The following is a 23602-nucleotide window of genomic DNA, read 5'->3' as shown; positions in this document are numbered from 1 at the left end:
TATTAGAAATCCCTGCTTATGCTTGTTTTTGCTATTTTAAAGGCCTTTTAAAGCCCTATTTTCTCATTTGCCTTGTCGTATATTTCTTTTACTTTTTTTGGAGGATCAAATCGATAACCTGCAGAAAGTTTTAAAGTGACAATATTATCATTTAGTCGCGGATCGACTTTTTCATCCTGATCAAAGCTTGTCGCATTAAGACTTGCAAAAGCAAAGAAACGATCTTGATTATAGGCTAATTTTAAATTTAAATCGGCTTGATATAACGCTGAGGTATCACCGTCAATATCATTGATTCCGGCGCCCAAACCAATTCCAGCTCCAATTAATACACGATCACTGATTACAAAATTGTAAAAATAGGAAGGGGTTAAGGTAAATACGTAAATGTCGCCAGGTGATGAATCGGGTGTATTGAAGTCTATATTAGTGTAATAAAAGGAAAAAGTTGGAATAAAACTTCCGGAACTTTTAGTTTGCCATTCGTTTTGGTTAACTAGTGTTTTAAAAGAGAATTTATCATTAAAAATGTACGATGTCGATCCGCCAATTTTTGTAGTCCGCATCTGTGGCAGTTGAGCGGTAAAATTATCTTCGCTAATATAAAAGCCTTTTTGATTGATGAAAGTGAAAGACTGCATCCATTTTTTATAATAAAAACGGGTATTGAAATTAAAGTTTTTAGAATGAGAATCTCCTTTATTTCCACCAAGAAATTTGGGAGCAAAACCAATCGTAACGTCAATGATTTTATAATTCAAATTAAAACCAATTTGTTCTCGTCTATTTGGAATAAGATTGAGATATATTTTCGGATCTGTATTATCTGAGGCAATCTCGAAACTATTTGAAGTGTCCAAATAATAAGCGCTCGCGGTGATTTTATCACTATATGATTTAATATAGGGATTTTGCAAAGTATCGTTTTGGGCAAAACACCCAAAAATACTTGTAAAAAACGCTATGTAAATCAGTTTTAAATCCATTCGCGTGGGTTTTCTAACACATTTACCAATTTTTCTTCTTCGCTTCCGGCTTCTGCATGATGATCATAAACCCATTGCACGTGTGGAGGCAAACTCATTAAAATACTTTCAATTCTTCCGTTTGTTTTTAATCCGAATAAAGTTCCTTTGTCATGAACCAGATTAAACTCAACATAACGACCACGACGGATTTCCTGCCAAGTTCTGTTTTCAGGCGTATATTCTAAATTTTTTCTTCTTTCCACAATCGGAACATAAGCTTCAAGGAAACTATTACCAACCTCAGTTACAAAGTTATACCAATTTTCCATTGACATTGATTCATTTGCTTTGCAATAATCAAAAAATAAACCGCCAATTCCGCGAGCTTCATTTCTATGCGCATTCCAAAAATACGAATCGCATTGTTTTTTATATTTCGGATAAAACTCTGGATTGTGTTTGTCGCAAGCTGTTTTGCAAGTTTGGTGAAAGTGTTTTGCATCTTCTTCAAACAAATAATAAGGCGTTAAATCTTGTCCGCCCCCAAACCATTGTTCGATTACTTTTCCAGATTCATCATACATTTCAAAATAACGCCAGTTTGCGTGAACCGTTGGAGTCATTGGATTTTTTGGATGTAAAACCAAACTTAATCCGCAAGCAAAAAAATCAGCTTCGCCAACGCTGAACATTTTTTGCATCGTTTCAGGAAGTTTTCCGTGAACGGCAGAAATGTTTACACCGCCTTTTTCGAAAACAGCACCGTTTTCAATAACGCGTGTTCTTCCGCCACCGCCTTCCGGACGTTTCCATAAATCTTCACGGAATTTCGTCGTTCCGTCAACGGCTTCTAATCCAGCGCAGATTTGGTCTTGTAAGTTTTGTATGTATGCGTAAAATTTATCTTTCATTTTTCTTCTAATTCTAAATAAACATCTCCATTTGGATTCTTAAGTGTTATAGTTTTATAACCTGGTTTAGAAAATTCGGCATCAAAATCAGGACATTCAGAAACGCACCCTCCAAATTTGCCTTCTACATAATATTTTCCAAGAGAATCGGTGTATTCAATATAATCAATTCCAACAGCATAATAACGCACACTGTCCAAAGGCTTATTGGTAGATTTGTCATAAACGATTCCTGCGCCTGTTTTATAACCTTCACAACTAATTAAAAAGATAAAAGCAACTATTAAAACTATATTTTTTATCATAAATAAATTATTTCAAGCTTTTAGTTAGTGTGATTGTATTCTGATTTAAGCAATCCGAAATAAACAGTATTCTGTAATGTTCCGTCGCCATTTCTAAATTCGTCTCTTAAAATTCCTTCTTGTTTGAAATTATGTTTTAATGCGATTCTTTGGCTTGCCAGATTAATTTCTGAAGTACAGATGAAAACTTTATTCAGCTTTAATTCATTGAAACAAAACTCAAGCGCATCAGAAACCATTTTTGATGTGATTCCTTTTCCTTGAAAATCTTCATCAATAAAATAGCCTAATTCACATTTTGAAATGCGGTAATCAATAGTTTTTATGCATAAATAACCAATTAGATTATTGGTTATTATTTCTCGGGCGAAAAAATAATATCCTTCGCTATTTTTTTCTTTGTCTTTATTAAAGGAGATAAAATTTTCTGCTTTTTCTGGTGAATCAGAATTGGCAAGTGTTACAGGAAAAGTTTTTGCAATGTGATTTCTATTCTTATCAATCAGTTTATAAAACTCGTTGGGAAGAATAAGGTCAATTCGGTCTATTTTCCAATCTGTAAAACTCATTTTTTGTTTGTTTTTAGAGAAGCAATTTTAGTATTGATTCCGAAAGAAAAAACTTTGCTTTCTTGCTGGATATATTGATAAATGGCCAAAGCTTTATTTTCAAAATTATAGTTTTCGGCTTTAGAAAATTCGACTAGAATATCAGCAAATTGTTCCAATTGTTCCCAATCAAAAGAAAGACGAATCAAGAAATCGATTAAATCGCCATTTGAGTAATCAATTAAACTTTCAATGTTTAATCCGAATTCTTTTAGTTGATTTTCAATATCAGTTTTTTGTAAAGAAGTCAAAGGATAAGGTACAAAAACAAGAGTTCGCAATGTTTTTAGGACATTGTCAATTCTAATTTTTTCTTCGTCTCTTAGGCCTTTGTTGAGCATTGTGTTTCATTTCCTGCAAGGTTTTAAAAACCTTGTGGGTATTGTTGTTAAATATTAAATATTGTAATCTTGTTTTAGACCTACAAGGTTTTTAAAACCTTGCAGGACAGACCTGAATTACTCAAAAGTATAAGTTTCATTTAAAAACTCATTTTTCTGATTATGACAAAAGATGAAATTTTCTAAATCTCCAAATAAAGTCAAAACTTCAGCTCGTTCTACTTTTGTTTCCCGATTTGATAAAAAAGCTTGATAAGATGAAAACTTAAAATCTGTAAAATCTATATCGAAATGATGTCTTGGATTTAAATGAACATAAACAATCAGTCGTCTTAAATAATTTTCATCTTTTAAATTTATTCTTTTAAAATGCTTTTCGAATAAACTTCCGGTTCTGTTGGTTTGTTTATTAAATGCTTTTGCGTAAGAATTAAATAAATTTGAGAATGCTTGTGTAACCTCTTTTTCTTCAGTGTTCAACCGAATAACCAAATGAAAATGATTGTTCATCAAACAATAACCGAAAATGGAAATTTTATTCTCCAAATATTTAGCTAATTGCTTTAAGAAATAAAGTTTATTAGCGTCATTTTCAAAAATGTTTGTTCCATTAATTCCTCGATTATAAATATGATAATAATAATCTTTTTTCAATACTTCAAGTTTCATTTTTAATTTGTTTTATATTTACTGTAAGTTTTTACTGTAAATATAAAACAAATTTAAACCTACAAGGTTTTGAAAACCTTGCAGGAATGCCAATGAGACTGAATACTAGTTCCCGTATTCCTTAACCGCGTCAATAAACGCTTTGGCGTGATCTACAGGGATATTTGGTAAAATTCCGTGACCTAAATTTACAATATATTTATCTTTTCCGAACTCGTCGATCATTTCGTGAACCATTTTTTTGATAGTCGGAATTGGAGAAAGCAATCTTGACGGATCAAAATTCCCTTGTAAAGTAATATTTCCACCAGACAAATAACGAGCATTTCTAGCTGAACATGTCCAGTCAACTCCTAATGCAGAAGCTTTACTTTTACCCATTTCGCCAAGCGCAAACCAACATCCTTTTCCGAAAACAATAACCGGCGTAATATCCGCTAAAGCGTCAACAATCTGATTGATGTATTTCCATGAAAATTCCTGATAATCAACCGGAGAAAGCATTCCTCCCCAAGAATCAAAAATCTGAACAGCATTCACTCCCGATTTTACTTTTTCCTTTAAGTATAAAATAGTTGTATCTGTGATTTTTTGCAATAAAGTATGCGCTGCAACTGGGTTTGAAAAGCAGAAACCTTTTGCTGTATCAAAGCTTTTAGAGCCTTTTCCTTCAACAGCATAACAGAAAATTGTCCAAGGCGAACCTGCAAAACCAATTAATGGAACTTCATCATTCAACATTTCCTTAGTCAATTTCACAGCATCAAAAACGTAACCTAAAGTTTCATTTACATCTGGAACAATAACCTGATTCACCTGTTCCATTGTACGGATTGGATTTGGAATAATCGGTCCCAAATTATCTTTCAATTCAACGTGAATTCCCATTGCACGAGGCACTACCAAAATATCCGAGAATAAAATCGCAGCATCTGGAGCGATTCTACGAATTGGCTGAACTGTAATTTCCGCAGCTAATTCAGGAGTTTCACAACGCGTAAAAAAATCATATTTATCACGAAGTTCTCTAAATTCAGGTAAATATCTTCCTGCCTGACGCATCATCCATACCGGCGGACGCTGAACAGTTTCTCCTTTTAATGCTCTTAAAAATAGGTCGTTTTTTAACATCTCTTATTTGTTTTTCCTGCAAGGTTTTCAAAACCTTGTAGGTATTGTTGTTGATTTATATTTAAACCTACAAGGTTTTGAAAACCTTGCAGGAGGTCATTTACATTATTTGTATTCGTGAATTACATCTTCGATCACGTCTTCAATTGTAGGTTGATCTGCGATGATGATGTTTTTTGTAATTTTTGATAAAGCTTCTGCGGTGGTATCGCCAATGCAGAAACAGATTTGTTTACTGATGGTATTGTGTTTCAGATAACTTTTAACTCCAGACGGACTAAAGAACAAAATCGCTTCAGGATTTGCTTTTATTTTCTGTGGCTGAAGCGTAGTTTCGTAAACCTGAATTTCATTGAATTTAATTCCAGCTTCTTTTAAAGCTTCGGGTAAAGTGTCTCTTCTGAGGTTTCCGCTGAAAAAAGTATAACTGTCGTTTCCGTAAATCAAAGTGATGATTTCGGCTAAATCCGAAGCGTAGCCAGTATAAGCCACAACATTAAATCCATTATCTGTCAATAAAGTTTTGGTTTTAAGACCAACGCAGTACACGTTTTTCTTTTTTAATTCTTCTGATTTTGGATCAGATAAAACACTTCGAACAGCATTCTGACTTGTAAAAATCAAACTTTCGTTGAGGTCTTTTAATTCGAAAGGTTTGTTTTCAGTTTTAATGAAATCGGCTTCGATTAATTCGACGCCATATTTCATTAGTTCTTGCTTATGAAGAGGAGATAATATTTTAGTGGATACTATTTGTACTGATTTTGCCATTATTTTTTCAGAGATTCTTTAATAGTTGCCATCAATTCAGTTCCGCCATTATTCAAAATCTCCTGAGCCGAATGAAAACCTAGTTTTTTCCATTCTGAAATATCAACGGTTTTATTGATTTCCAGTTTTTGTTTTCCATCAACAGAAAGTAAAACGCCTTGAAAATGAAGTGTATCTTCGTCCTCATTATAAGTAACCAAAGCTCCAATTGGTGCTGTACAACCGCCTTCTAAAGTTCGTAAAAACTGACGTTCGATGTAAGTACAGATTTCAGTTTCGATATGATTTAATTGCGAAAGTGCATCTAAAGTATAATTGTCATCTTCCATCGCCACAACAAGCATTGCTCCTTGTGCTGGCGCCGGAATCATCCAATCTAAATTAATGTAATTTTCAGGTTTTAAGTTAATTCGCTCCAAACCTGCAGCAGCAAAAACAGCTCCGTCCCAATTATTGTCTTGTAATTTCTGCATGCGTGTATTTACGTTTCCACGTAAATCAACTACAGTATGATTTGGGTATTTGTTGTACCAAAGTGCCTGACGACGTAAACTTCCTGTCGCAATCGTACTTGGGTTCGTGAAATCGTGGTTTCCTTTATGAACCAAAATGTCTAAAACATTGGCTCTTTCTAAAACTGCTGCCTGAACAATTCCTTTTGGTAAAGCAGTAGGAACATCTTTCATCGAATGCACGGCAATATCAATATCACCGTTGATCATTGCAATGTCAAGCGTTTTAGTGAAAATTCCAGTAATCCCTAATTCATAAAGAGGTTTGTCCAGAATAATATCACCTTGAGATTTAACGGCAACAATTGAAGTTTTATAACCTAAATCGTTCAGTTGTTTTTCGACAGTATGTGCCTGCCAAAGTGCTAATTCGCTATCGCGCGTTCCTATTCTGATTGTTTTTTCAGCCATTTTTTGTTTTTTACCATTAAGGGCATTAAGAGAATTAAGTCAATCTTTGTCAAGAAAATTAAGCTTAACTTTCTTAATATCTTAAGGGTTTAAATTTAATCTATTAATCTTGCGAAATGATCATTTACAAGAGGTTTCATTGATTTTGTAATGTTTGTTGTGTTGAAATTTATTAATAGTCCTTGAGGTCTTTGTAATAATTTCATATATGTCAATAATTGTGCTTCGTGAATTGGCAAAAGATTTTCAATAGCTTTTAATTCAACAACGACACAATCATTAACCAATAGATCTATTCTTAAATCAGATTCAAATTCAAGATCGTAATAATCAATTTTAACAGATAATTGTTGTTTTACATCATATCCGTTTTGTTCTAATTCATATTTGAGGCACTTCTCATATATGCTTTCTAAAAGCCCAGGTCCCAAAGCTTTGTGCACTTTTATAGCAAAACCTGTAATTTCATAAGCCAATTGCGTAACCTCTTTTTTTGTCATAGAACTTTTTGCTTTTTACCATTAAGGGCATTAAGAGAATTAAGCTTTTGCGGTGAATTTTAAGATTATTAAGCTTTGTATTACAGCGTGGCTTAATTCTCTTGACAAAGATTGGTCTTAATTTCCTTAATATCTTAATGGTTTAAATTAAAAACTAAGATGCTTTTATTTTGAAGACTTTTTCGATCCATTCGATGCTTTCATCGACCATGGTGTCGTCGTCTTTTAAATGATTTGCGAAATGTGTAGTGATTTTTTGGATGATTCTGTTGCTGATGATTTCAGCTTGTTCTTCATTAAAATCAGCGATTTTTTTGCTTTGAAAATCTAATTCCGAGTTCTTAATAGCGTTTAGTTTTTCTTTTAAGGCGTTAATTGTTGGGGCAAATTTTCGGCCTTTCATCCAGATTACAAATTCTTCTTTGATTTCTTCGATAATTGCTTCCGCTGCCGGAATGTGTAATTTTCTGTTTTCCAAAGTTTCATCTGTCAATTGAGACAAATAATCCATGTGGATCAACGTTACGCCTTCTAAATCCTCAACATTTTCATGAACGTTTTTAGGAATAGACAAATCCAGAATCAACAAAGGTTTTTTAAGATTCAAAATCGCTTTGTCAACTGTTGGGTTTTGCGCGCCTGTTGCCACAACCACAACATCCGCTTTTTGAAGTTCTAAATGTAATTCAGAATAATCTTTAACAATAAGATTTAATTTTCCGGCCAATTTCTCAGCCTTGTCTTTCGTTCTGTTTATTAAAGTAATATGCTCGTTTTTAGTATGTTTTACTAAATTCTCACAAGTATTTCTTCCGATTTTTCCAGTTCCGAAAAGCAAAATATTTTTGTTGCTGATATCTTCAACATTCTTCAAAATATATTGTACCGATGCAAAAGAAACCGAAGTAGCACCAGAGCTGATCTCCGTTTCATTTTTAATTCTTTTGCTTGCCTGAATCACCGCATTCACCAATCTTTCCATGAAATTATTAGCTAATCCCATTGATTTTGAATGAACAAAACTAGTTTTGATTTGAGATATAATTTCAAAATCGCCCAGAATCTGACTGTCTAAACCAGTTCCTACACGAAATAAATGATTTATTGCTTCTTGATTTTTGTAAACGAAACCAACTCTTTGAAAAGCGTCAACAGAACCGTTGCTGTTGTCGCAGATAAGTTTTATTAATTGAAATGGATGTTCAGCAAAACCGTAGATTTCAGTTCTGTTGCAAGTTGAAGTAACTATTAAACTTTCTATTCCATCGTTTTTAGCCTGTTCCAGCAAACGCGTTTTCGCAACTGCATCCAAACTAAATTGACCTCTGACCTCAGCATCAGCTTTTTTATAACTCAGACCAACTGAGTAAAAATAAAGGTGTTTCGGTACATTATTGTTTTCCATAAATTCACTTTCATAAAGTGCAACAAAATTATTACTATACCATTGATAAAAATAACGCTAAAAGTACTTTTTATATCGCTGTATGTTTTTTTGAACCTAAATGGGTGTTTTTGAGTAAAAAGGACTATTTTTGTAGCAAAATCAGCTCATTTCAAGTGATTAGTTTAGAGTGATTCTAAATAACATTTTAAACTTGTTTTGATTTTTGTAAAAAAAAAATATCGCTATGAGTTCTCAAGAAGTTATAAAAATTGAAGACGACTTTACGCTGATCCGTTTTCAAAATGATAGTTTAGAGCCTTTTTCTGCACAGCATGAAATAGGTACTGGACTGATACAGTTTCACTTCGGGATAAAAGGCAATGCGAAATTCTTATTCAATCAAGGTTCTTATGCTTTGGATTTGAAAGAGGAAAAATCGTTGCTTTTGTATAATCCACAGAAAGAATTACCGCTTAATTTAGAATTGGCTCCAAACTCGTGGGTGATTTCGGTAATTGTTTCCATCAAAAAATTTCACGCGTTGTTTTCTGCGGAAGCAGATTATATTACGTTTTTAAGTCCTGATAATAAGGATAAAAAGTATTATAACGAAGGAAATATAAGTCCGTCAATGGCAATTGTACTTAGTCAGTTATTCCATTATAATCTTCATCCGTCTATTAAAAACCTTTATTACAAAGGAAAAGGATACGAATTATTGAGTCTGTATTTTAATAGAACCGAAGATCCAAACGCAGAACAATGTCCGTTTTTGATTGATGAAGATAACGTGCTGAAAATCAGAAAAGCAAAAGAGATCATTATCGCTAATATGGCCGAACCGCCAGGATTACAAGAATTGGCAGATGAAATTGGTTTGAATTTGAAGAAACTAAAAATGGGTTTCAAACAAATTTACGGCGATACGGTTTACGGTTTCCTTTTCGATTACAAAATGGATTTCGCAAGAAAATTATTAGACAGCGGTTCTTATAATGTAAACGAAGTTGGGCTTAAAATTGGCTATAGTACTGGAAGTCATTTCATCGCGGCGTTTAAGAAAAAGTTTGCCACAACTCCAAAGAAGTATTTAATGTCGATTAATGCGAATGTTTAAGTTTTTTCGCCACGACCCGAGCGATAGCGAACAGGCGAAGCAATTCACGAATTAATCTGCAACATCTGCTCTAATCTGTTTAGATCTGCGTGAAAAATTTCACGAATTGTTCAAATCGATTTTGAATATTCAACAATAATTAAAAAGTAATAATTATCATATTTCTAAAAAGTTCAATAGAATACTTTTGACGAAATTTTTAAAAACAAATAAAAAGCTTAAAGCCTAGCGCTTAAAGCCTAAAGCAAAAAAAATAATGAAAGGCGTATTATTAATAAACTTAGGATCTCCAGATAGTCCAACTCCAAAAGATGTAAAACCTTACTTAGATGAATTTTTAATGGATAAATACGTGATCGACGTTCCGTATTTATTGAGAGCATTATTAGTTCGTGGAATTATTTTAAGAAAAAGACCAGAAGAATCAGCGCACGCTTACGCGAAAATTTGGTGGAAAGAAGGTTCTCCGTTAATCGTTCTTTCTGAAAGAATGCACAAAAAAGTACAGCCTTTAGCCAATGTTCCAGTTGAATTGGCGATGCGTTACGGATCAATGACAATCGAAAAAGGTTTACAGAAACTGCACGATCAAGGCGTTACTGAAGTTTTACTTTTCCCGCTTTATCCGCAATATGCGATGGCTTCTACATTGACGATTTTAGTTTTGGCAGAAGAAATCCGTAAAGCGAAATTTCCTCACATGAAATTCTCTGATGTTCCGGCGTTTTACAACAAACCGGATTACATTAAAAATGTAGCCGATTCAATTAAAACACATTTGCGTGATTTCGATTATGATCAATTGGTGTTTTCATACCACGGAATTCCAGAACGTCACGTTCGTAAAACCGATAAAACAAAATCACATAAAAAGTTTACAACCAATGAAATGTGTTGCGAAGTAGGAACTCCAGAAGCGGAATTCTGCTACAGAACACATTGTTACGAAACAACGCGTTTGGTTGTAGAACAATTAGGAATTCCAAAAGACAAATATTGTGTGACTTTCCAATCAAGATTGGCGGGCGACAAATGGCTAGAGCCTTACACAGATGTTGAAATCGACAAAATGCCTTCAAGAGGAATCAAGAAAATTGCGGTTGTAACTCCAGCTTTCGTTACAGATTGTTTAGAAACTTTAGAGGAAATCGCGATGCGCGCCAAAGAAGATTTTGAAGCAAACGGAGGCGAAGAATTCTTGGCAATTCCGTGTTTGAATGATGATGATGAGTGGTGTCAAACGGTTTCTAACTGGATTAATGATTGGGCTAAGTAAAATTTGTTTCAGGTTTAAAGTTTAAAGTTTTTCTCAAAAGTTGATTAACTTGAAACTTGAAACCTGAAACCTGAAACAAAAAATAATGGAATACTATAACTATCTAAAATCACTGCATTTAATATTTGTAATCACTTGGTTTGCAGGTTTGTTTTATATTGTGCGTTTGTTTGTGTACCAAATTGAAGCCAATGAAAAACCTTCGCCGGAAAAAGAAATTCTGCAGGCGCAATACAAAATAATGGCCTATCGTTTGTGGTATATTATTACGTGGCCGTCGGCGGTTTTGGCAAGTATTTTTGCTTTTTGGATGCTGTTTTTTACAGAAGCCGGTCATATTTGGATACAAATGCCGTGGATGCATGTAAAATTATGTTTCGTTTTTCTTTTATATTTATATCACGGAAAATGCCATCAGATTTTTAAACAATTGCAAAACGATGAGGTAAAATATTCCAATAATTTTATGCGTTTATGGAATGAAGGCGCAACGATTATTCTGTTTGCCGTTGTCTTTTTAGTAGTTTTAAAAAGTGCTATCAACTGGATTTTCGGCGTAATCGGAATAGTTTTATTTTCGGTTTTAATAATGTTGGGATTCCGTTTTTACAAGCGCATACGAGAAAAAAAATAAAAAGTTTGCCACAAATTACACAAATTAGCACGAATTTATTTTTATACTTTTTGCCACAGATTAAAATGATTAATGGGATTATACACAAAGCTTAAAAATCATTAAAATCTTTTTAATCTGTGGCTAAAATAAAAATTAGCGTAAATTCGTGTAATTCGTGGCAAAAAATAAAACTATGTTTAACAACTTCAAAATGACAATGCTTTCTCTTCGTACCAGGATTTTCCTGTCGATGATTGTATTGATTGTTGTGGCATCTTTTTTATTGGCTTCGATTTCGATTATTCAGTTTAAAACCGAGGCCAAAGAATATCATCAAGAACGTTTAGAACGAAAAGAAAATGCGGTTAAAGAACACATCAATTATGTGCTTTCAACTACGACTTATCCGCTTAAAACTCAAAATCTGGATTTGATTTTTAAAGATAAAATCCACGAACTAGCTCAGATTCACAAAATTGAAATCAACATTTACAGCCTTGACGGAAAACTTTTAAAATCCTCAAAAGAGTCTTTTGCTGTTGATAAAGCACCGCCACCAATTCCGGAATATATTCTGAAGTTAGTCCGTTCTTCTATCGAAAAGCGTTTTGTTGATATTAAAACCATCGATGGGGTAAAAAACAGATCATCTTATAGTTTAATTAAAGATGAGAAATTCAAACCACTCGGAATTCTAAATCTTCCTTATCTAGAAGATGACGGATATTATGACAATGAGTTGAATACCTTTTTAATTCGTTTAAGTCAGGTATATTCTTTTATGTTGATTGTGGCTTTTGGATTGGCTTATTTCCTTTCGACTTATATTACAAAATCGCTGAAAACCATTTCTGATCGTTTGGAAGAAACCAATTTGGATCAGAAAAATGAAAAAATTGTTTTAGAAGCCAACAGTAAAGAAGTGAACTTCCTTATAAAAGCCTATAACGGAATGGTCGACAAACTGGAAACGAGTGCCATAAAATTAGCGCAAAGCGAACGTGAAGAAGCCTGGCGCGAAATGGCGAAACAAGTCGCGCATGAAATTAAAAATCCGCTTACGCCGATGCGTTTGACCGTTCAGAGTTTTCAACGAAAGTTTGATCCTTCAGCTCCAGATGTCAAACAGAAAATGAATGATTATTCAGAGACTTTAATTCAGCAGATTGACACCATGACCGCAGTAGCTTCAGCATTTTCGAACTTTGCTTCGATGCCGGCACAGCAAAACGAAACGTTGAATGTTGTTGAAGTTGTCGAATTGGCTTTGGATATTTTCAATGAAGATTATATTGTTTTTGAAAAAGAAGAGGAAGAAATTATCTCCAAAATGGATCGTACGCAGTTAATCCGCGTTATTACCAACTTGGTTAAAAATGCAACACAAGCCATTCCTGAAAGTCAGTTTCAAAAATCAATAATTGTTACGGTAAAAAGACGAAACAATAATGTTGAAATTGCTGTAAAAGACAACGGAATCGGAATTCAAAAACAAGATATTAGCCGAATTTTCGAGCCAAAATTTACCACAAAAACAAGTGGAATGGGACTTGGACTCGGAATTATCAAAAACATTATAGAAAATTACAAAGGAACAATTACCTTTGAATCAACATACGGAAAAGGAACTACATTTAGAGTTTCTTTGCCTATTACAAACTCATAAAATCAGCGTCATGAATTACGAAAATATTTTAATTGCGATAGAAGAGCGAATTGCAACAATTACAATTAACAGACCGGCTAAATTGAATGCTTTAAATAAGGAAACAATTAGCGATTTGAGTAAAGCGATCAAATTATTAAGCAAAAACGAGGAAGTTCGCGCTATAATTTTAACCGGAAGCGGAGAAAAAGCTTTTGTTGCTGGAGCCGATATTTCGGAATTTGCAAATTATACGATTGTTGAAGGTGCGCAATTAGCTGCAGAAGGTCAGGAAATTTTATTCGATTTTATCGAAAATCTTAAAAAACCTGTAATTGCAGCAGTTAATGGTTTCGCTCTTGGAGGCGGATTAGAATTGGCAATGGCGTGTCACTTTAGAGTGGCTTCAGACAATGCAAAAATGGGATTACCAGAAGTTACTTTAGGATTAATTCCTGGTTACGGAGGTACACAGCGTTTGCCGCAATTAGTTGGAAAAGGCCGTGCAATGGAAATGATCATGACAGCAGCGATGATTTCTGCAGAAGAAGCCAAACAATACGGTTTAGTAAATCATGTTGTGCCTCAAGCTGAACTTTTATCATTTACGACAGTTATTGCTCAAAAAATCATTAAAAACGCTCCATTTGCAATAGCAAAAGCGATAAAAGCAATCAATGCAAATTATGAAGACGGTAAAAACGGATTTGATACTGAGATAAAATCGTTCGGAAAATGCTTTGGAACACAAGATTTTAAAGAAGGAACAACAGCATTCTTAGAAAAACGTAAAGCTGAATTTACAGGGAAATAATAATTATACTGCAGAGTTTGGCTAAGTTTCCACAAAGAAATTAAAACTTAGAACCTTAGTATCTCAGCAATTTAGAATCTTAAAAAAATGTACGAACCAATATTTGCCCTTTTTTGTGAACGAGTTAAAGAAAGTATCCAAGCCGGAACTTTCGCAAAACTGACTTTGGCAAAAACAATGGGCGACAACGAAATCAAAAACATCTATTTCAGACTGGTTCTGAATGAAGATAATTCGTTTTCTATTTCATTAACAACTCGTTACAAAACCGAAGAAATCGAAAGCATTCATACTTTAGATGAAGCTTTATTGGTTTTGGGAACTTATATTAAAAATCCGTTTTTGACAGCGCTTTTGTTTACTACAGATAACGATGTTACTTTCAAAGTAAATAAAAAGAACGCCGGAAGTATTATTGAGCAACCGCCAACATTTAAAAATGCATCGCCGGTTATGTTGGAGATGATTGAAAAGGGGATTGTTTAATAACCATATTATTAGCTTTGTCAGGCTGAGCGGAGTCGAAGCCCCGTTTGCTGAATCACTTTGCACGGCTTCGACTCCGCTCAGCCTGACAAATGAATAAATCTTTGTGAACCTTTGCGAAATTCTTTGCGAATCTCGGCGAAATAACCCTAAACCAGCTTCACAAACAAATTAGAAGCAATTTTATTCGAAATTGATAATTCCCTTCCATCAACCTTAATTTTTATCGATAAATCAAAGGATTCTTTAGAAAGAAATTCGATTTTAGAACCCAAAGCAATTCCTTGTTTGTCTAAATATTTCAAGAATTCTGAAGAAGTGTCCTTCACGCCAACACAAACGCCAGTTTGGTTTTCTTCTAATTCTGATAAAAGCTGTTTTTCAATTTTTATAATTCGGCCATTTGCATCCGGAATTGGGTCACCATGCGGATCTTCAGTAGGATTTCCCAGAAAATCATCCAAACGATTAATCAATTGTTCTGATTTGATGTGTTCCAATTGTTCGGCAATTTCATGAACCTCATCCCAGCTGAAATTTAGTTTTTCCACTAAAAACACTTCCCATAAACGATGTTTTCTAACAATCATCTTGGCGGCAAGTTTTCCGTTTTCGGTTAACGAAACACCTTGGTATTTTTTATAATTTACTAAATCCTTTTCTGCGAGCTTTTTAAGCATATCAGTAACCGATGAAGCTTTGGTTTCCATCACTTCAGCAATAGCATTGGTACTCACCTCGGTTTCCAAAGAAGCCGTTAGGTGATATATAGATTTTAGGTAGTTTTCTTCTGAGAAAGTCATTTTTTTCTTTTTTTAGGGACAAAGTTGCAGACAAAGGTTCAAAGTAGAAAACCTTTGTCCCTTTGTTACTTTGAATCTTTGAGCCTTTTTTATTTAACAATCAACAAAGGTATTGAAATTTTATGTCTCAATTTATCTACCGTTGTGCCAAAAAGAATATCTTTTAATCCAGTGTGGCCGTGGGTTCCCATAACTAAAATGTCAAAATTTCCTTCGTTTATAATTTTCGGAATTACTTTGTTGGGTTTTCCAAAACCAAGTTCAGTTTTGATTTTGAATCCCTTTTCTGAAAGCATATTTTGATATTCTAAAAGCAATTTTTCGTCGATTGTTGTTTCATGATCGTGAATGTTAACACCGTACATTAATGCGCCAACCGTTTCAACAATGTGAATCAATGTGTATTGTGTATTGCTTCCTCCTAATTCAAAAGCTTTGTTTAGCGCTGCTTCGTCAGCTTTGGAGAAATCCACAGAAACCGCTATGTTTTTAATACTTTGGCTTTCTTTTGGTGTAAACTGAAGTTTTAAATTATGCGGTGAATGATTGATGGTTTTTGATTTGGCTTTTGTAATAAAAGGTTTAAACACAATGTACAGCAATAATCCTGCGAATGCAAAAGCAAGCGGAACGACTGTAAACCACAGCACAGTCGGGTTGCTTGAGTTTTGAAGCCAAGATGTAATTTCATCGTAAACTAATTTTGCATTTAGCGAAACAATGATCGAAGCAATAATCCAGGAAACGACTTGAGTAGTTTTGGAAATATGAAAACCATTCATTTTTGATTTATCACTAACAAAATGAATCAGCGGAATAATGGCAAATCCTAATTGGAGACTTAAAACGACCTGACTCAAAATCAGTAATTTTCCTGTAACGCTTTCGCCATAAATGTAGATTACGATCAAAGCAGGAACAATTGCGATTAAACGTGTAATAATTCGACGAACCCAAGGTTGAATGCGTAAATGCAAATAGCCTTCCATTACGATTTGTCCGGCTAAAGTTCCCGTAACAGTTGAACTTTGCCCGGCAGCGATTAAGGCAACGGCAAATAATATTGGCGCCCATTTGGTTCCTAATAAAGGTTCTAGAAATTGATGTGCATCTTGAATTTCAGCAACTTCAAACATTCCGTTTTTGTGAAATGTTGCTGCAGCGAGGATTAAGATTGCAGCATTTACGAAGAAAGCGAGATTCAACGCGATTGTAGAATCGATGAGGTTATATTTTAGAGCTTGCTTGATTCCGGCTGGCGTTCGGTCAAATTTTCTGGTTTGCACCAAAGAGGAATGCAAATACAGATTGTGAGGCATTACCGTTGCGCCAATAATTCCGATTGCAATATATAAAGCAGCCGAATTTGGAATAGACGGTATAAGTCCGGCTAGGATTTTTGGAACTTCAGGTTGTGCAAAAATCATTTCGAAAATAAAAGAAAAGCCAATAATTGCGACCAAAACAATTATAAACGCTTCCATTTTGCGAATACCTTTATTGATCAGGAATAATAGGAGGAAAGTGTCAAGAACAGTAATTAAAACACCTTCAAGCAATGGAATTCCAAATAAAAGATTAATTCCGATTGCCATTCCGAGAACTTCGGCGAGATCACAGGCGGCGATGGCAATTTCTGCCAAAAAGTATAAAATGTAGTTGATGAATTTCGAATAAGTTTCTCTCGAAGCTTGCGCCAAATCGCGCTGTGTTACGATTCCAAGTCTTGCACTTAGACTCTGCAAAAGCAAAGCCATTAAGTTACTCATCAATAAAACCCAGACAAGTGTGTATCCAAACTGACTTCCGCCGGCGATATCTGTTGCCCAGTTTCCAGGATCCATATAACCAACGCTAACTAAATATGCGGGACCTAAAAAGGCTAATATTTTCCTGAATCCTGTTTTTTTATGCTCCGTAGCAACCGATTGGTTTACTTCTTCTAAAGATTTGGTCATTTTGCAATTGTTATTTTAACAAATATATGTAAAAATTATATTCGTATAACAATATTTTTAGGCGAGTCTAAAACTTAGATGTTAGAATTCAAACATTTTGGACATAATCCTGATAAAGTAAAATTTATCTCGTTTACTTTATAATTATGAGGCATAATATAACTTGGTTTTACAGTATCAAGACAAGTAATTTCATGGCAGTTTTCGCAACTAAAATGAGCATGATTATGTATGTGAACACGCTGATGAGAATGATTGCATTTTGCATATTTTACCGTTCCGTCAAGGTTCGAAATTTTGTGTACTATATCGTCGTTAACCAAACGGTCGAGGATTCTATAAATGGTGACGCGATCGCATACGTCGTTCAATTGTTTTTGAATTTCGGCGTGTGATAATGCGGTTTTGGATTTCTCAAAAACCTCTAAAACGGCCGTTTTTGCTGTGGTGTTCCGTGTAGTTTTCATTTTTTAAAATTAAAAATTTTATCGCAACATTGTTGCAAATAATAAAATTATGATATATTTGCAACTAAATTGCATTAAGCAAATCTACAAAATATGAAGAAAACAACAACATCTTTTTACGATATTTTAGGAATTTCAAGCGCGACATTTTGCCTCGTTCATTGTTTGATTTTTCCTGTTCTCACGATTCTTCCTTTAGGACTAATTCATAATCCAATAATCGATTTGATTTTTGCTTCTTTTGGTTTATTTGCAATAATCAAAATTATGAAAAAATCATCGCTTTTGGTGTCGTCAATTTTAGTTGTTTCGATGGGTTTAATTTGGATCAGTATTTTGAGTGAAATAATATTTAAAATACATCTTGATCTAATTTATTTGGGCGGAATCGGAATGATCATTGGTCATTTACTGAATTATAAATTGCACAAAAAAGAAAATCATTAAAAAATAACAGTATGAAACAGAAAGATTTTGATGTGATTATCATTGGCGGAAGCTACAGCGGACTTTCAGCTTCTATGAGTTTAGGACGTTCCCTTCGTCAGGTTTTGGTTATCGACAGCGGTTTGCCTTGCAACAGGCAGACACCGCATTCACATAATTTTATTACCCAAGATGGGGAAAAGCCCGTTGTTATTTCGGCGAAAGCCAAATTACAAGTTGAGCTTTATAAAACGGTTCAGTTCTACAATGGACTTGCAATACGAATGCAAAAAATTGAAAACGGATTTGAAGTTTCGACGGAATCAGGTGAAGTTTTCACTTCCAGAAAAATCTTGTTCGCAAGTGGCGTCAAAGATTTGCTTCCAGAGATAAAAGGTTTTGCAGAATGTTGGGGAATTTCGGTTTTGCATTGTCCGTATTGTCATGGTTATGAAGTGAAAAATGAAAAAACAGCGATTATTGCAAATGGCGAAATGGCTTTTGAATATTCAAAACTAATTTCAAATTGGACAAAAGACTTGAGATTATGCACGAATGGAAAATCAGCTTTGACTTTGGAACAAACTCAAATTCTGAAGGAGAAAGGAATTTCAATTTTTGAAGAAGAAATAGATTCGTTTGAACATAAAGACGGATATATTTCTAATATTGTTTTCAAAAATCAGGAAAAAGTTGAAGTAAAAGCCATTTATGCAAGACCGCCATTTGAACAGCATTGTTCATTGCCAGCGGATTTAGGTTGCGATATAAACGAGCAAGGTTTAGTAAAAGTCGATGCCATGCAAAAAACAAATATTCCTGGAATTTATGCCAGCGGAGATTGCACAACGCAAATGCGATCTGTAGCTATTGCGGTTTCTACCGGTTCTTTCGCCGGAGCGGTTATTAATAAAGATCTTATTGATGAAGATTTTTGATATTTTAAACCCGACAGGTTTTTAAAACCTGTCGGGTTTGTGAAATTCATCATTTTGATTTTAATAGCCCCTAGCTTCAGCTAGGGGAATAAGATTCGAATTGAAAAAAGGCTTTAGCCAAACTTTATATATTCGGCTAAAGCCCTTCTGTTTGATTTATGTTAACATCCAGCTAAAGCTGGACGCTATTCAACTTATTTTGTTTTAGATCTTAAAAAACAAAAATCTAACACATTGAATTCAATCCGTTTAAAATTAATGCAAATAGAAACAATATTTGTCAAATTTAATTTTTAGTTTTGTCTAAATTTAATTTTATAAGAATGAAATATTTATTTTTGACAATATTAATAATTTCTGCTACACGCCTTTATTCGCAAAATATCTCGGGAAGAATTGACGGATTAATTCCTGCAGGACAGGAAATTAATATCAGTTTATTAAATACAAACTTTAAAACTCAAGCCGATTCAGTTGGATTTTATAAACTCGAAAATGTTCCGAAAGGAAATTATAAAATACACGTGACCTCGACTGGATTCAAACCTCAAACCCAAAAAATTTCGGTTTTAGAAAATCAAAATTTAAAACTTGATTTTGAATTGACAGAAGATCAAAATGAACTTAACGAAATTGTAGTTTCAGGAACTTTAAAAGCAGTAAAACGTTTGGAAAGTGCTGTTCCGGTTGAGGTTTATTCACCGGTTTTTTTCAAAAAAAACCCGACTCCAAGTATTTACGATGCATTGCAGAATGTGAATGGCGTTCGACCTCAGCTTAATTGCGGTGTCTGCAACACGGGCGATATTCATATTAACGGATTGGAAGGTCCTTATACTTTGATTTTAATTGACGGAATGCCAATTGTCAGCAGTCTTTCGACGGTTTATGGTCTATCCGGAATTCCGAATTCTTTGGTTGAAAGAATTGAAATCGTAAAAGGCCCCGCTTCGTCTCTTTACGGAAGTGAAGCAGTTGGCGGTTTGATCAACATTATTACTAAAAATCCAACAAACGCTCCAATGTTTTCTGCCGATTATTTTACGACGACTTATTTCGAAAATAATCTTGATTTGGGAATGAAATTTAATGTCGGGAAAAAAGCCAATGCACTTTTGGGCCTTAATTATTTCAACTACAATCAGGTTATTGATAAAGATAAAGACAATTTTACGGATGTGACGCTTTCTGATCGAATTTCGATTTTTAATAAATGGAGTTTTCTGCGAAATAACAATCGCCTTTTTACGGTCGCGGTACGCGGAATGTATGAAGATCGCTGGGGCGGAGATGTGCGCTGGGAGAAAAAATTCCGCGGAGGCGACGAAATTTACGGTGAAAGTATTTATACCAAAAGAGCCGAATTGATAGGAAGTTATCAATTGCCATTTGAAGAAAAACTGATGCTTTCATTCTCTGGAAATGTGCATTATCAAGACAGCCGTTACGGAACAACATCATATATCGCGAATCAGAAAATTGGTTTTTTGCAATTGACTTGGGATAAAAAAATCGGAAGAAATGATTTATTAGCCGGAATTGCAAGCCGATATTCGTATTATGATGACAATACAACAGCAACCAAAGAAGCAGAAAGCACTTGGCTTCCGGGAATTTTTGTTCAGGATGAAATTACATTTTCGCCAAAAAGCCAGGTTTTGCTTGGAATGCGATACGACTATAATTCAATTCACGGTTCTATTTTTACGCCAAGATTTGCCTATCGATTCAAAGCCAATGAAAACACGATTTTCAGATTAAATGCCGGAACAGGTTTTAGAGTTGTGAATTTATTTACCGAAGATCACGCGGCGTTGACAGGTTCGAGAGATGTTGTGATTGCGAATGATTTGAAACCGGAACAATCTGTAAATGTGAATTTGAATTATATTCAGAAAATTAATTTTGGCAACGGAACGTTTATGGGTATCGAAACAACCGCTTTTTATACCCGCTTTAGCAACAAAATCATTTCTGACTACGAAAGTGACCCAAACAAGATTATTTATGATAATATCGACGGATATGCTTTGAGTCAGGGAATCAGCACGAATGTGGATCTTAATTTTCCTTCCGGTTTAAAGTTTATCGTAGGGGCAACAGTTTTAGACAATAAAAATGTGCAAAGCGGAATTTCTGAGAGACCTTTTCTAACGGAGAATTTTACCGCAACTTGGAGCGTTTCATATAAAATACAACCGTGGAATTTAGGAATTGATTACACCGGGAATGTTTACAGTCCGATGAAATTGCCTTTGCTGAGCGAAACCGATCCGCGAAGTCCAAATTCGCCTTGGTACAGCATTCAGAATATTCAGTTTACATTTACCGGCTGGAAGAATTTTGAACTTTATGGTGGCATCAAAAATTTGCTGAATTTTACACCAATGCAAAAGAATCCGTTTTTGATTTCGAGAACAAATGATCCTTTTGATAAAAATGTGCAATACGATTCGGCCGGAAAAGTTTTGGTCACGCCTGATAATCCTTATGGTTTAACTTTTGACACGACTTATGTTTATGGGCAAAACCAAACGATTCGTGGGTTTTTGGGATTGCGATACACTTTGAGGTAAATGAAATAAGGCAATAATGCAATTCATAATTAAACTGGACTGAAGTCCAGCCCTACAATATAAATCGAGCCTCTGGCTCTTTAAGTTCCAACGGAACGAACTATTTTGTAGGGCTGGACTTCAGTCCAGTTTACTTAGAACAATGAAAAATCGGCAAAAAAACAAAAAACAAATGAAAAAGCTTTTTCTATTAATCTTCTTCTTCGGAATTTCAACGACAGGTTTTTGTCAGCTGAAAAGCTATTCTTTTGAAGAAATTGACAGTTTACAGCAAATTCAAAAACGAAAAGTCATTGTTTTCATTCACACTGATTGGTGTCAGTTTTGCCAAAGAATGAAAACGACAACATTCAAAAATCAAGAAATAATCGAAAAACTAAATTCAGAATTTTATTTCATTGATTTTAATGCCGAGGAAAAACGAGATATTACTTTTAATAATCACGTTTTTAAATTTCAGCCTTCGGGAAATAATGTTGGCGTTCATGAACTGGCTTTACAACTCGGAACAATTAATAATCAAATAACATATCCGACTTTATGTGTTTTGAACGAGAAAAATGAAATCATTTTTCAATACAATATCTATTTGAGTCCAAATGATTTTAAAATTCTTTTAGAAAAACTGGAAAAATAAAATTCCTTATTTTTGAGAATGAATTCTTCGCAAATCAAACATTTCGATTACATTTTTACCGGCGCCGGATTGGCTTCTTTGATGACCGTTTATAAAATGGTTTTGTCTGGCAAATTTTCAGATAAATCAATTTTATTGCTTGATAAAGATTCAAAGAAAACTAATGACAGAACTTGGAGTTTTTGGGAAAAAGAAGAATCAACTTGGAATTCGATTATCTCCAAAAAATGGGATTCTGCCTTATTTGCCAATGAAAATTTCAAACGTGATTTAGAGCTAGAACCTTATTCATACAATAAAATCAATGGTTTAGATTTTTATAACTTCGTTTTTGAGACTCTTTCAAATCAGGCGAATATTACTTTTCTACATGAAAAAGTAACGGATATCAACGAACTCGAAACGCACGTTTTTGTTGGAACAGAAGAAAACAGATATACTTGCAATTATTTGTTCAATAGCATTTATACAAAGGCTTTCGCCGAAAGTCAAACGAAATATCCCGTTTTGCAACAGCATTTTGTGGGTTGGTTTGTGAAAACGGAAGTTGAAGTTTTCAGTCGGGAACAAGCTACATTCATGGATTTTTCGGTGGAGCAAAAAGGAAATACAAGATTTATGTATGTTTTGCCAACTTCTAAAACTGAAGCTTTAGTGGAATATACTTTGTTCTCAGAAAAACTTCTTCCGAAAGAAGAATATGAAAATGAGATTTGGCTTTATTTAGAAAAACTCGGAATAAATCAATTTGAGATTATAGAAAAAGAGCAGGGAAGTATCCCGATGACGAGTTATCCTTTTTGGAAGAAAAACACCAAAAGAGTTTTAAATATTGGAACTGCCGGCGGTTGGACAAAAGCGAGTACGGGTTATACGTTCAAAAATTCGGATAAAAAATCTTCGGAATTGGCAGAGTTTCTTTGCGTTCCTTCGACTTCGCTCAGGATGACAAACTTTCATAAAAAATGCCGATTTTGGTTTTATGATTTACTGCTTTTGGATATTCTGTATCGTCAGAATGAATTGGGAAGTTCTATTTTTTCTTCTTTATTCAAAAACGGAAATCCCAAACTAATTTTTAAGTTTTTGGATGAAGAAACGAATCTCTTTGAAGATTTTCAAGTGATTTTAAAATGTCCGAAAGTACCATTCATAAAAGCTTTATTTCGAGCAATATTCAAATAAAAGCAAACCAAATTTAGACTTTAGACTTTATGACTTTCCAAGTTTCGACTTTTTCAATCGAACTATAACAAAACTTTATACTTCAAATTAAGTAGTTGCGAGTAAACTTTGTAACTTTGCAGTTCAAAAGTAAAATTTAAAAAA

At 34.2% G+C, this 23602-nt stretch carries 25 protein-coding genes; 11 read left to right on the top strand and 14 right to left on the bottom strand.

The window, feature by feature from the left end:
- Positions 1–47 precede the first annotated feature (47 nt).
- From BD847_RS07750 to hemA, 11 genes are all read right to left on the bottom strand, one after another.
- On the bottom strand, positions 48–986 hold the full coding sequence (locus BD847_RS07750; RefSeq protein ID WP_115887720.1) for a DUF4421 family protein: 939 nt from the start codon (positions 984–986) through the stop codon (positions 48–50).
- On the bottom strand, positions 977–1879 hold the full coding sequence (gene hemF, locus BD847_RS07745) for an oxygen-dependent coproporphyrinogen oxidase (RefSeq protein ID WP_115887719.1): 903 nt from the start codon (positions 1877–1879) through the stop codon (positions 977–979). The genes BD847_RS07750 and hemF overlap by 10 nt, the downstream gene beginning before the upstream one ends.
- Positions 1876–2184, bottom strand: a complete 309-nt coding sequence (locus BD847_RS07740; protein WP_115887718.1) for a hypothetical protein — start codon at positions 2182–2184, stop codon at positions 1876–1878. Before BD847_RS07740 ends, hemF begins: the two co-directional genes overlap by 4 nt.
- Positions 2185–2204: 20 nt before the next feature.
- Positions 2205–2753 carry a GNAT family N-acetyltransferase gene (locus tag BD847_RS07735; protein ID WP_115887717.1) on the bottom strand — a complete coding sequence of 183 codons (549 nt, stop codon included), beginning with the start codon at positions 2751–2753 and terminating at the stop codon, positions 2205–2207.
- Positions 2750–3133 (bottom strand): hypothetical protein, encoded by a 384-nt coding sequence (locus BD847_RS07730; RefSeq protein ID WP_115887716.1) that lies wholly within the window; start codon positions 3131–3133, stop codon positions 2750–2752. Before BD847_RS07730 ends, BD847_RS07735 begins: the two co-directional genes overlap by 4 nt.
- 117 nt (positions 3134–3250) lie before the next feature.
- Positions 3251–3802, bottom strand: a complete 552-nt coding sequence (locus BD847_RS07725; RefSeq protein ID WP_115887715.1) for a transposase — start codon at positions 3800–3802, stop codon at positions 3251–3253.
- A gap of 105 nt (positions 3803–3907) precedes the next feature.
- Entirely contained in the window at positions 3908–4933 is a 1026-nt protein-coding gene (gene hemE / locus BD847_RS07720; protein ID WP_115887714.1) for a uroporphyrinogen decarboxylase, read from the bottom strand.
- 105 nt (positions 4934–5038) lie between these two features.
- A complete protein-coding gene (locus tag BD847_RS07715) occupies positions 5039–5704 on the bottom strand; it encodes a uroporphyrinogen-III synthase (RefSeq protein ID WP_115887713.1) in 666 nt (221 codons plus the stop codon).
- Positions 5704–6627 (bottom strand): hydroxymethylbilane synthase, encoded by a 924-nt coding sequence (hemC, locus tag BD847_RS07710; protein ID WP_115887712.1) that lies wholly within the window; start codon positions 6625–6627, stop codon positions 5704–5706. Before hemC ends, BD847_RS07715 begins: the two co-directional genes overlap by 1 nt.
- A gap of 95 nt (positions 6628–6722) precedes the next feature.
- Positions 6723–7127, bottom strand: a complete 405-nt coding sequence (locus BD847_RS07705) for a GxxExxY protein (protein WP_115887711.1) — start codon at positions 7125–7127, stop codon at positions 6723–6725.
- A 154-nt stretch (positions 7128–7281) separates the two neighbouring features.
- Entirely contained in the window at positions 7282–8532 is a 1251-nt protein-coding gene (hemA, locus tag BD847_RS07700; RefSeq protein ID WP_115887710.1) for a glutamyl-tRNA reductase, read from the bottom strand.
- Between the two features lie 226 nt (positions 8533–8758).
- On the opposite strand from hemA, the gene BD847_RS07695 reads away from it, so the two are divergent.
- The 6 genes from BD847_RS07695 (at position 8759) to BD847_RS07670 (ending at position 14468) form a co-directional block, all read left to right on the top strand.
- Positions 8759–9631 carry a helix-turn-helix domain-containing protein gene (locus BD847_RS07695; protein WP_115887709.1) on the top strand — a complete coding sequence of 291 codons (873 nt, stop codon included), beginning with the start codon at positions 8759–8761 and terminating at the stop codon, positions 9629–9631.
- A gap of 256 nt (positions 9632–9887) precedes the next feature.
- Positions 9888–10907 (top strand): ferrochelatase, encoded by a 1020-nt coding sequence (gene hemH, locus BD847_RS07690; protein ID WP_115887708.1) that lies wholly within the window; start codon positions 9888–9890, stop codon positions 10905–10907.
- Between the two features lie 85 nt (positions 10908–10992).
- Positions 10993–11541 carry a CopD family protein gene (locus BD847_RS07685; protein WP_115887707.1) on the top strand — a complete coding sequence of 183 codons (549 nt, stop codon included), beginning with the start codon at positions 10993–10995 and terminating at the stop codon, positions 11539–11541.
- A 232-nt stretch (positions 11542–11773) separates the two neighbouring features.
- Positions 11774–13189, top strand: a complete 1416-nt coding sequence (locus BD847_RS07680; protein ID WP_115887706.1) for a sensor histidine kinase — start codon at positions 11774–11776, stop codon at positions 13187–13189.
- A gap of 10 nt (positions 13190–13199) precedes the next feature.
- Complete coding sequence (locus BD847_RS07675; RefSeq protein WP_115887705.1) at positions 13200–13982, top strand: enoyl-CoA hydratase/isomerase family protein; 783 nt, start codon at positions 13200–13202, stop codon at positions 13980–13982.
- A gap of 87 nt (positions 13983–14069) precedes the next feature.
- Positions 14070–14468 carry a hypothetical protein gene (locus BD847_RS07670; RefSeq protein WP_115887704.1) on the top strand — a complete coding sequence of 133 codons (399 nt, stop codon included), beginning with the start codon at positions 14070–14072 and terminating at the stop codon, positions 14466–14468.
- Positions 14469–14617: 149 nt separating this feature from the next.
- Here BD847_RS07670 and BD847_RS07665 read toward each other — a convergent pair whose 3' ends face one another.
- The 3 genes from BD847_RS07665 to BD847_RS07655 all read right to left on the bottom strand — a co-directional run bounded on the left by BD847_RS07665 (position 14618) and on the right by BD847_RS07655 (position 17696).
- Positions 14618–15271, bottom strand: a complete 654-nt coding sequence (locus tag BD847_RS07665) for a metal-dependent transcriptional regulator (RefSeq protein WP_115887703.1) — start codon at positions 15269–15271, stop codon at positions 14618–14620.
- A gap of 89 nt (positions 15272–15360) precedes the next feature.
- A complete protein-coding gene (locus BD847_RS07660) occupies positions 15361–17229 on the bottom strand; it encodes an Nramp family divalent metal transporter (RefSeq protein WP_115887702.1) in 1869 nt (622 codons plus the stop codon).
- A 74-nt stretch (positions 17230–17303) separates the two neighbouring features.
- Positions 17304–17696, bottom strand: coding sequence for a Fur family transcriptional regulator (locus BD847_RS07655; protein ID WP_115887701.1), 393 nt, complete (start codon positions 17694–17696; stop codon positions 17304–17306).
- 93 nt (positions 17697–17789) lie between these two features.
- Here BD847_RS07655 and BD847_RS07650 point away from each other — a divergent pair, with 93 nt between their 5' ends.
- The 5 genes from BD847_RS07650 (at position 17790) to BD847_RS07630 (ending at position 23458) form a co-directional block, all read left to right on the top strand.
- Positions 17790–18143 carry a MerC domain-containing protein gene (locus BD847_RS07650; RefSeq protein WP_115887700.1) on the top strand — a complete coding sequence of 118 codons (354 nt, stop codon included), beginning with the start codon at positions 17790–17792 and terminating at the stop codon, positions 18141–18143.
- 11 nt (positions 18144–18154) lie between these two features.
- Positions 18155–19060: an NAD(P)/FAD-dependent oxidoreductase gene (locus BD847_RS07645; protein ID WP_115887699.1), complete on the top strand. Its 906-nt coding sequence runs from the start codon at positions 18155–18157 to the stop codon at positions 19058–19060.
- Between the two features lie 323 nt (positions 19061–19383).
- Complete coding sequence (locus tag BD847_RS07640) at positions 19384–21636, top strand: TonB-dependent receptor (protein WP_115887698.1); 2253 nt, start codon at positions 19384–19386, stop codon at positions 21634–21636.
- Positions 21637–21808: 172 nt separating this feature from the next.
- Positions 21809–22273 (top strand): thioredoxin family protein, encoded by a 465-nt coding sequence (locus tag BD847_RS07635; protein ID WP_115888339.1) that lies wholly within the window; start codon positions 21809–21811, stop codon positions 22271–22273.
- 18 nt (positions 22274–22291) lie between these two features.
- A complete protein-coding gene (locus BD847_RS07630; protein WP_115887697.1) occupies positions 22292–23458 on the top strand; it encodes a lycopene cyclase family protein in 1167 nt (388 codons plus the stop codon).
- Positions 23459–23602: the final 144 nt, after the last annotated feature.

This window comes from Flavobacterium cutihirudinis, from assembly GCF_003385895.1.
GTDB lineage: Bacteria > Bacteroidota > Bacteroidia > Flavobacteriales > Flavobacteriaceae > Flavobacterium > Flavobacterium cutihirudinis.
The sequence above is the reverse complement of the archived record's forward strand: the minus strand, read 5'-3'. Positions and strand labels throughout refer to the sequence as shown.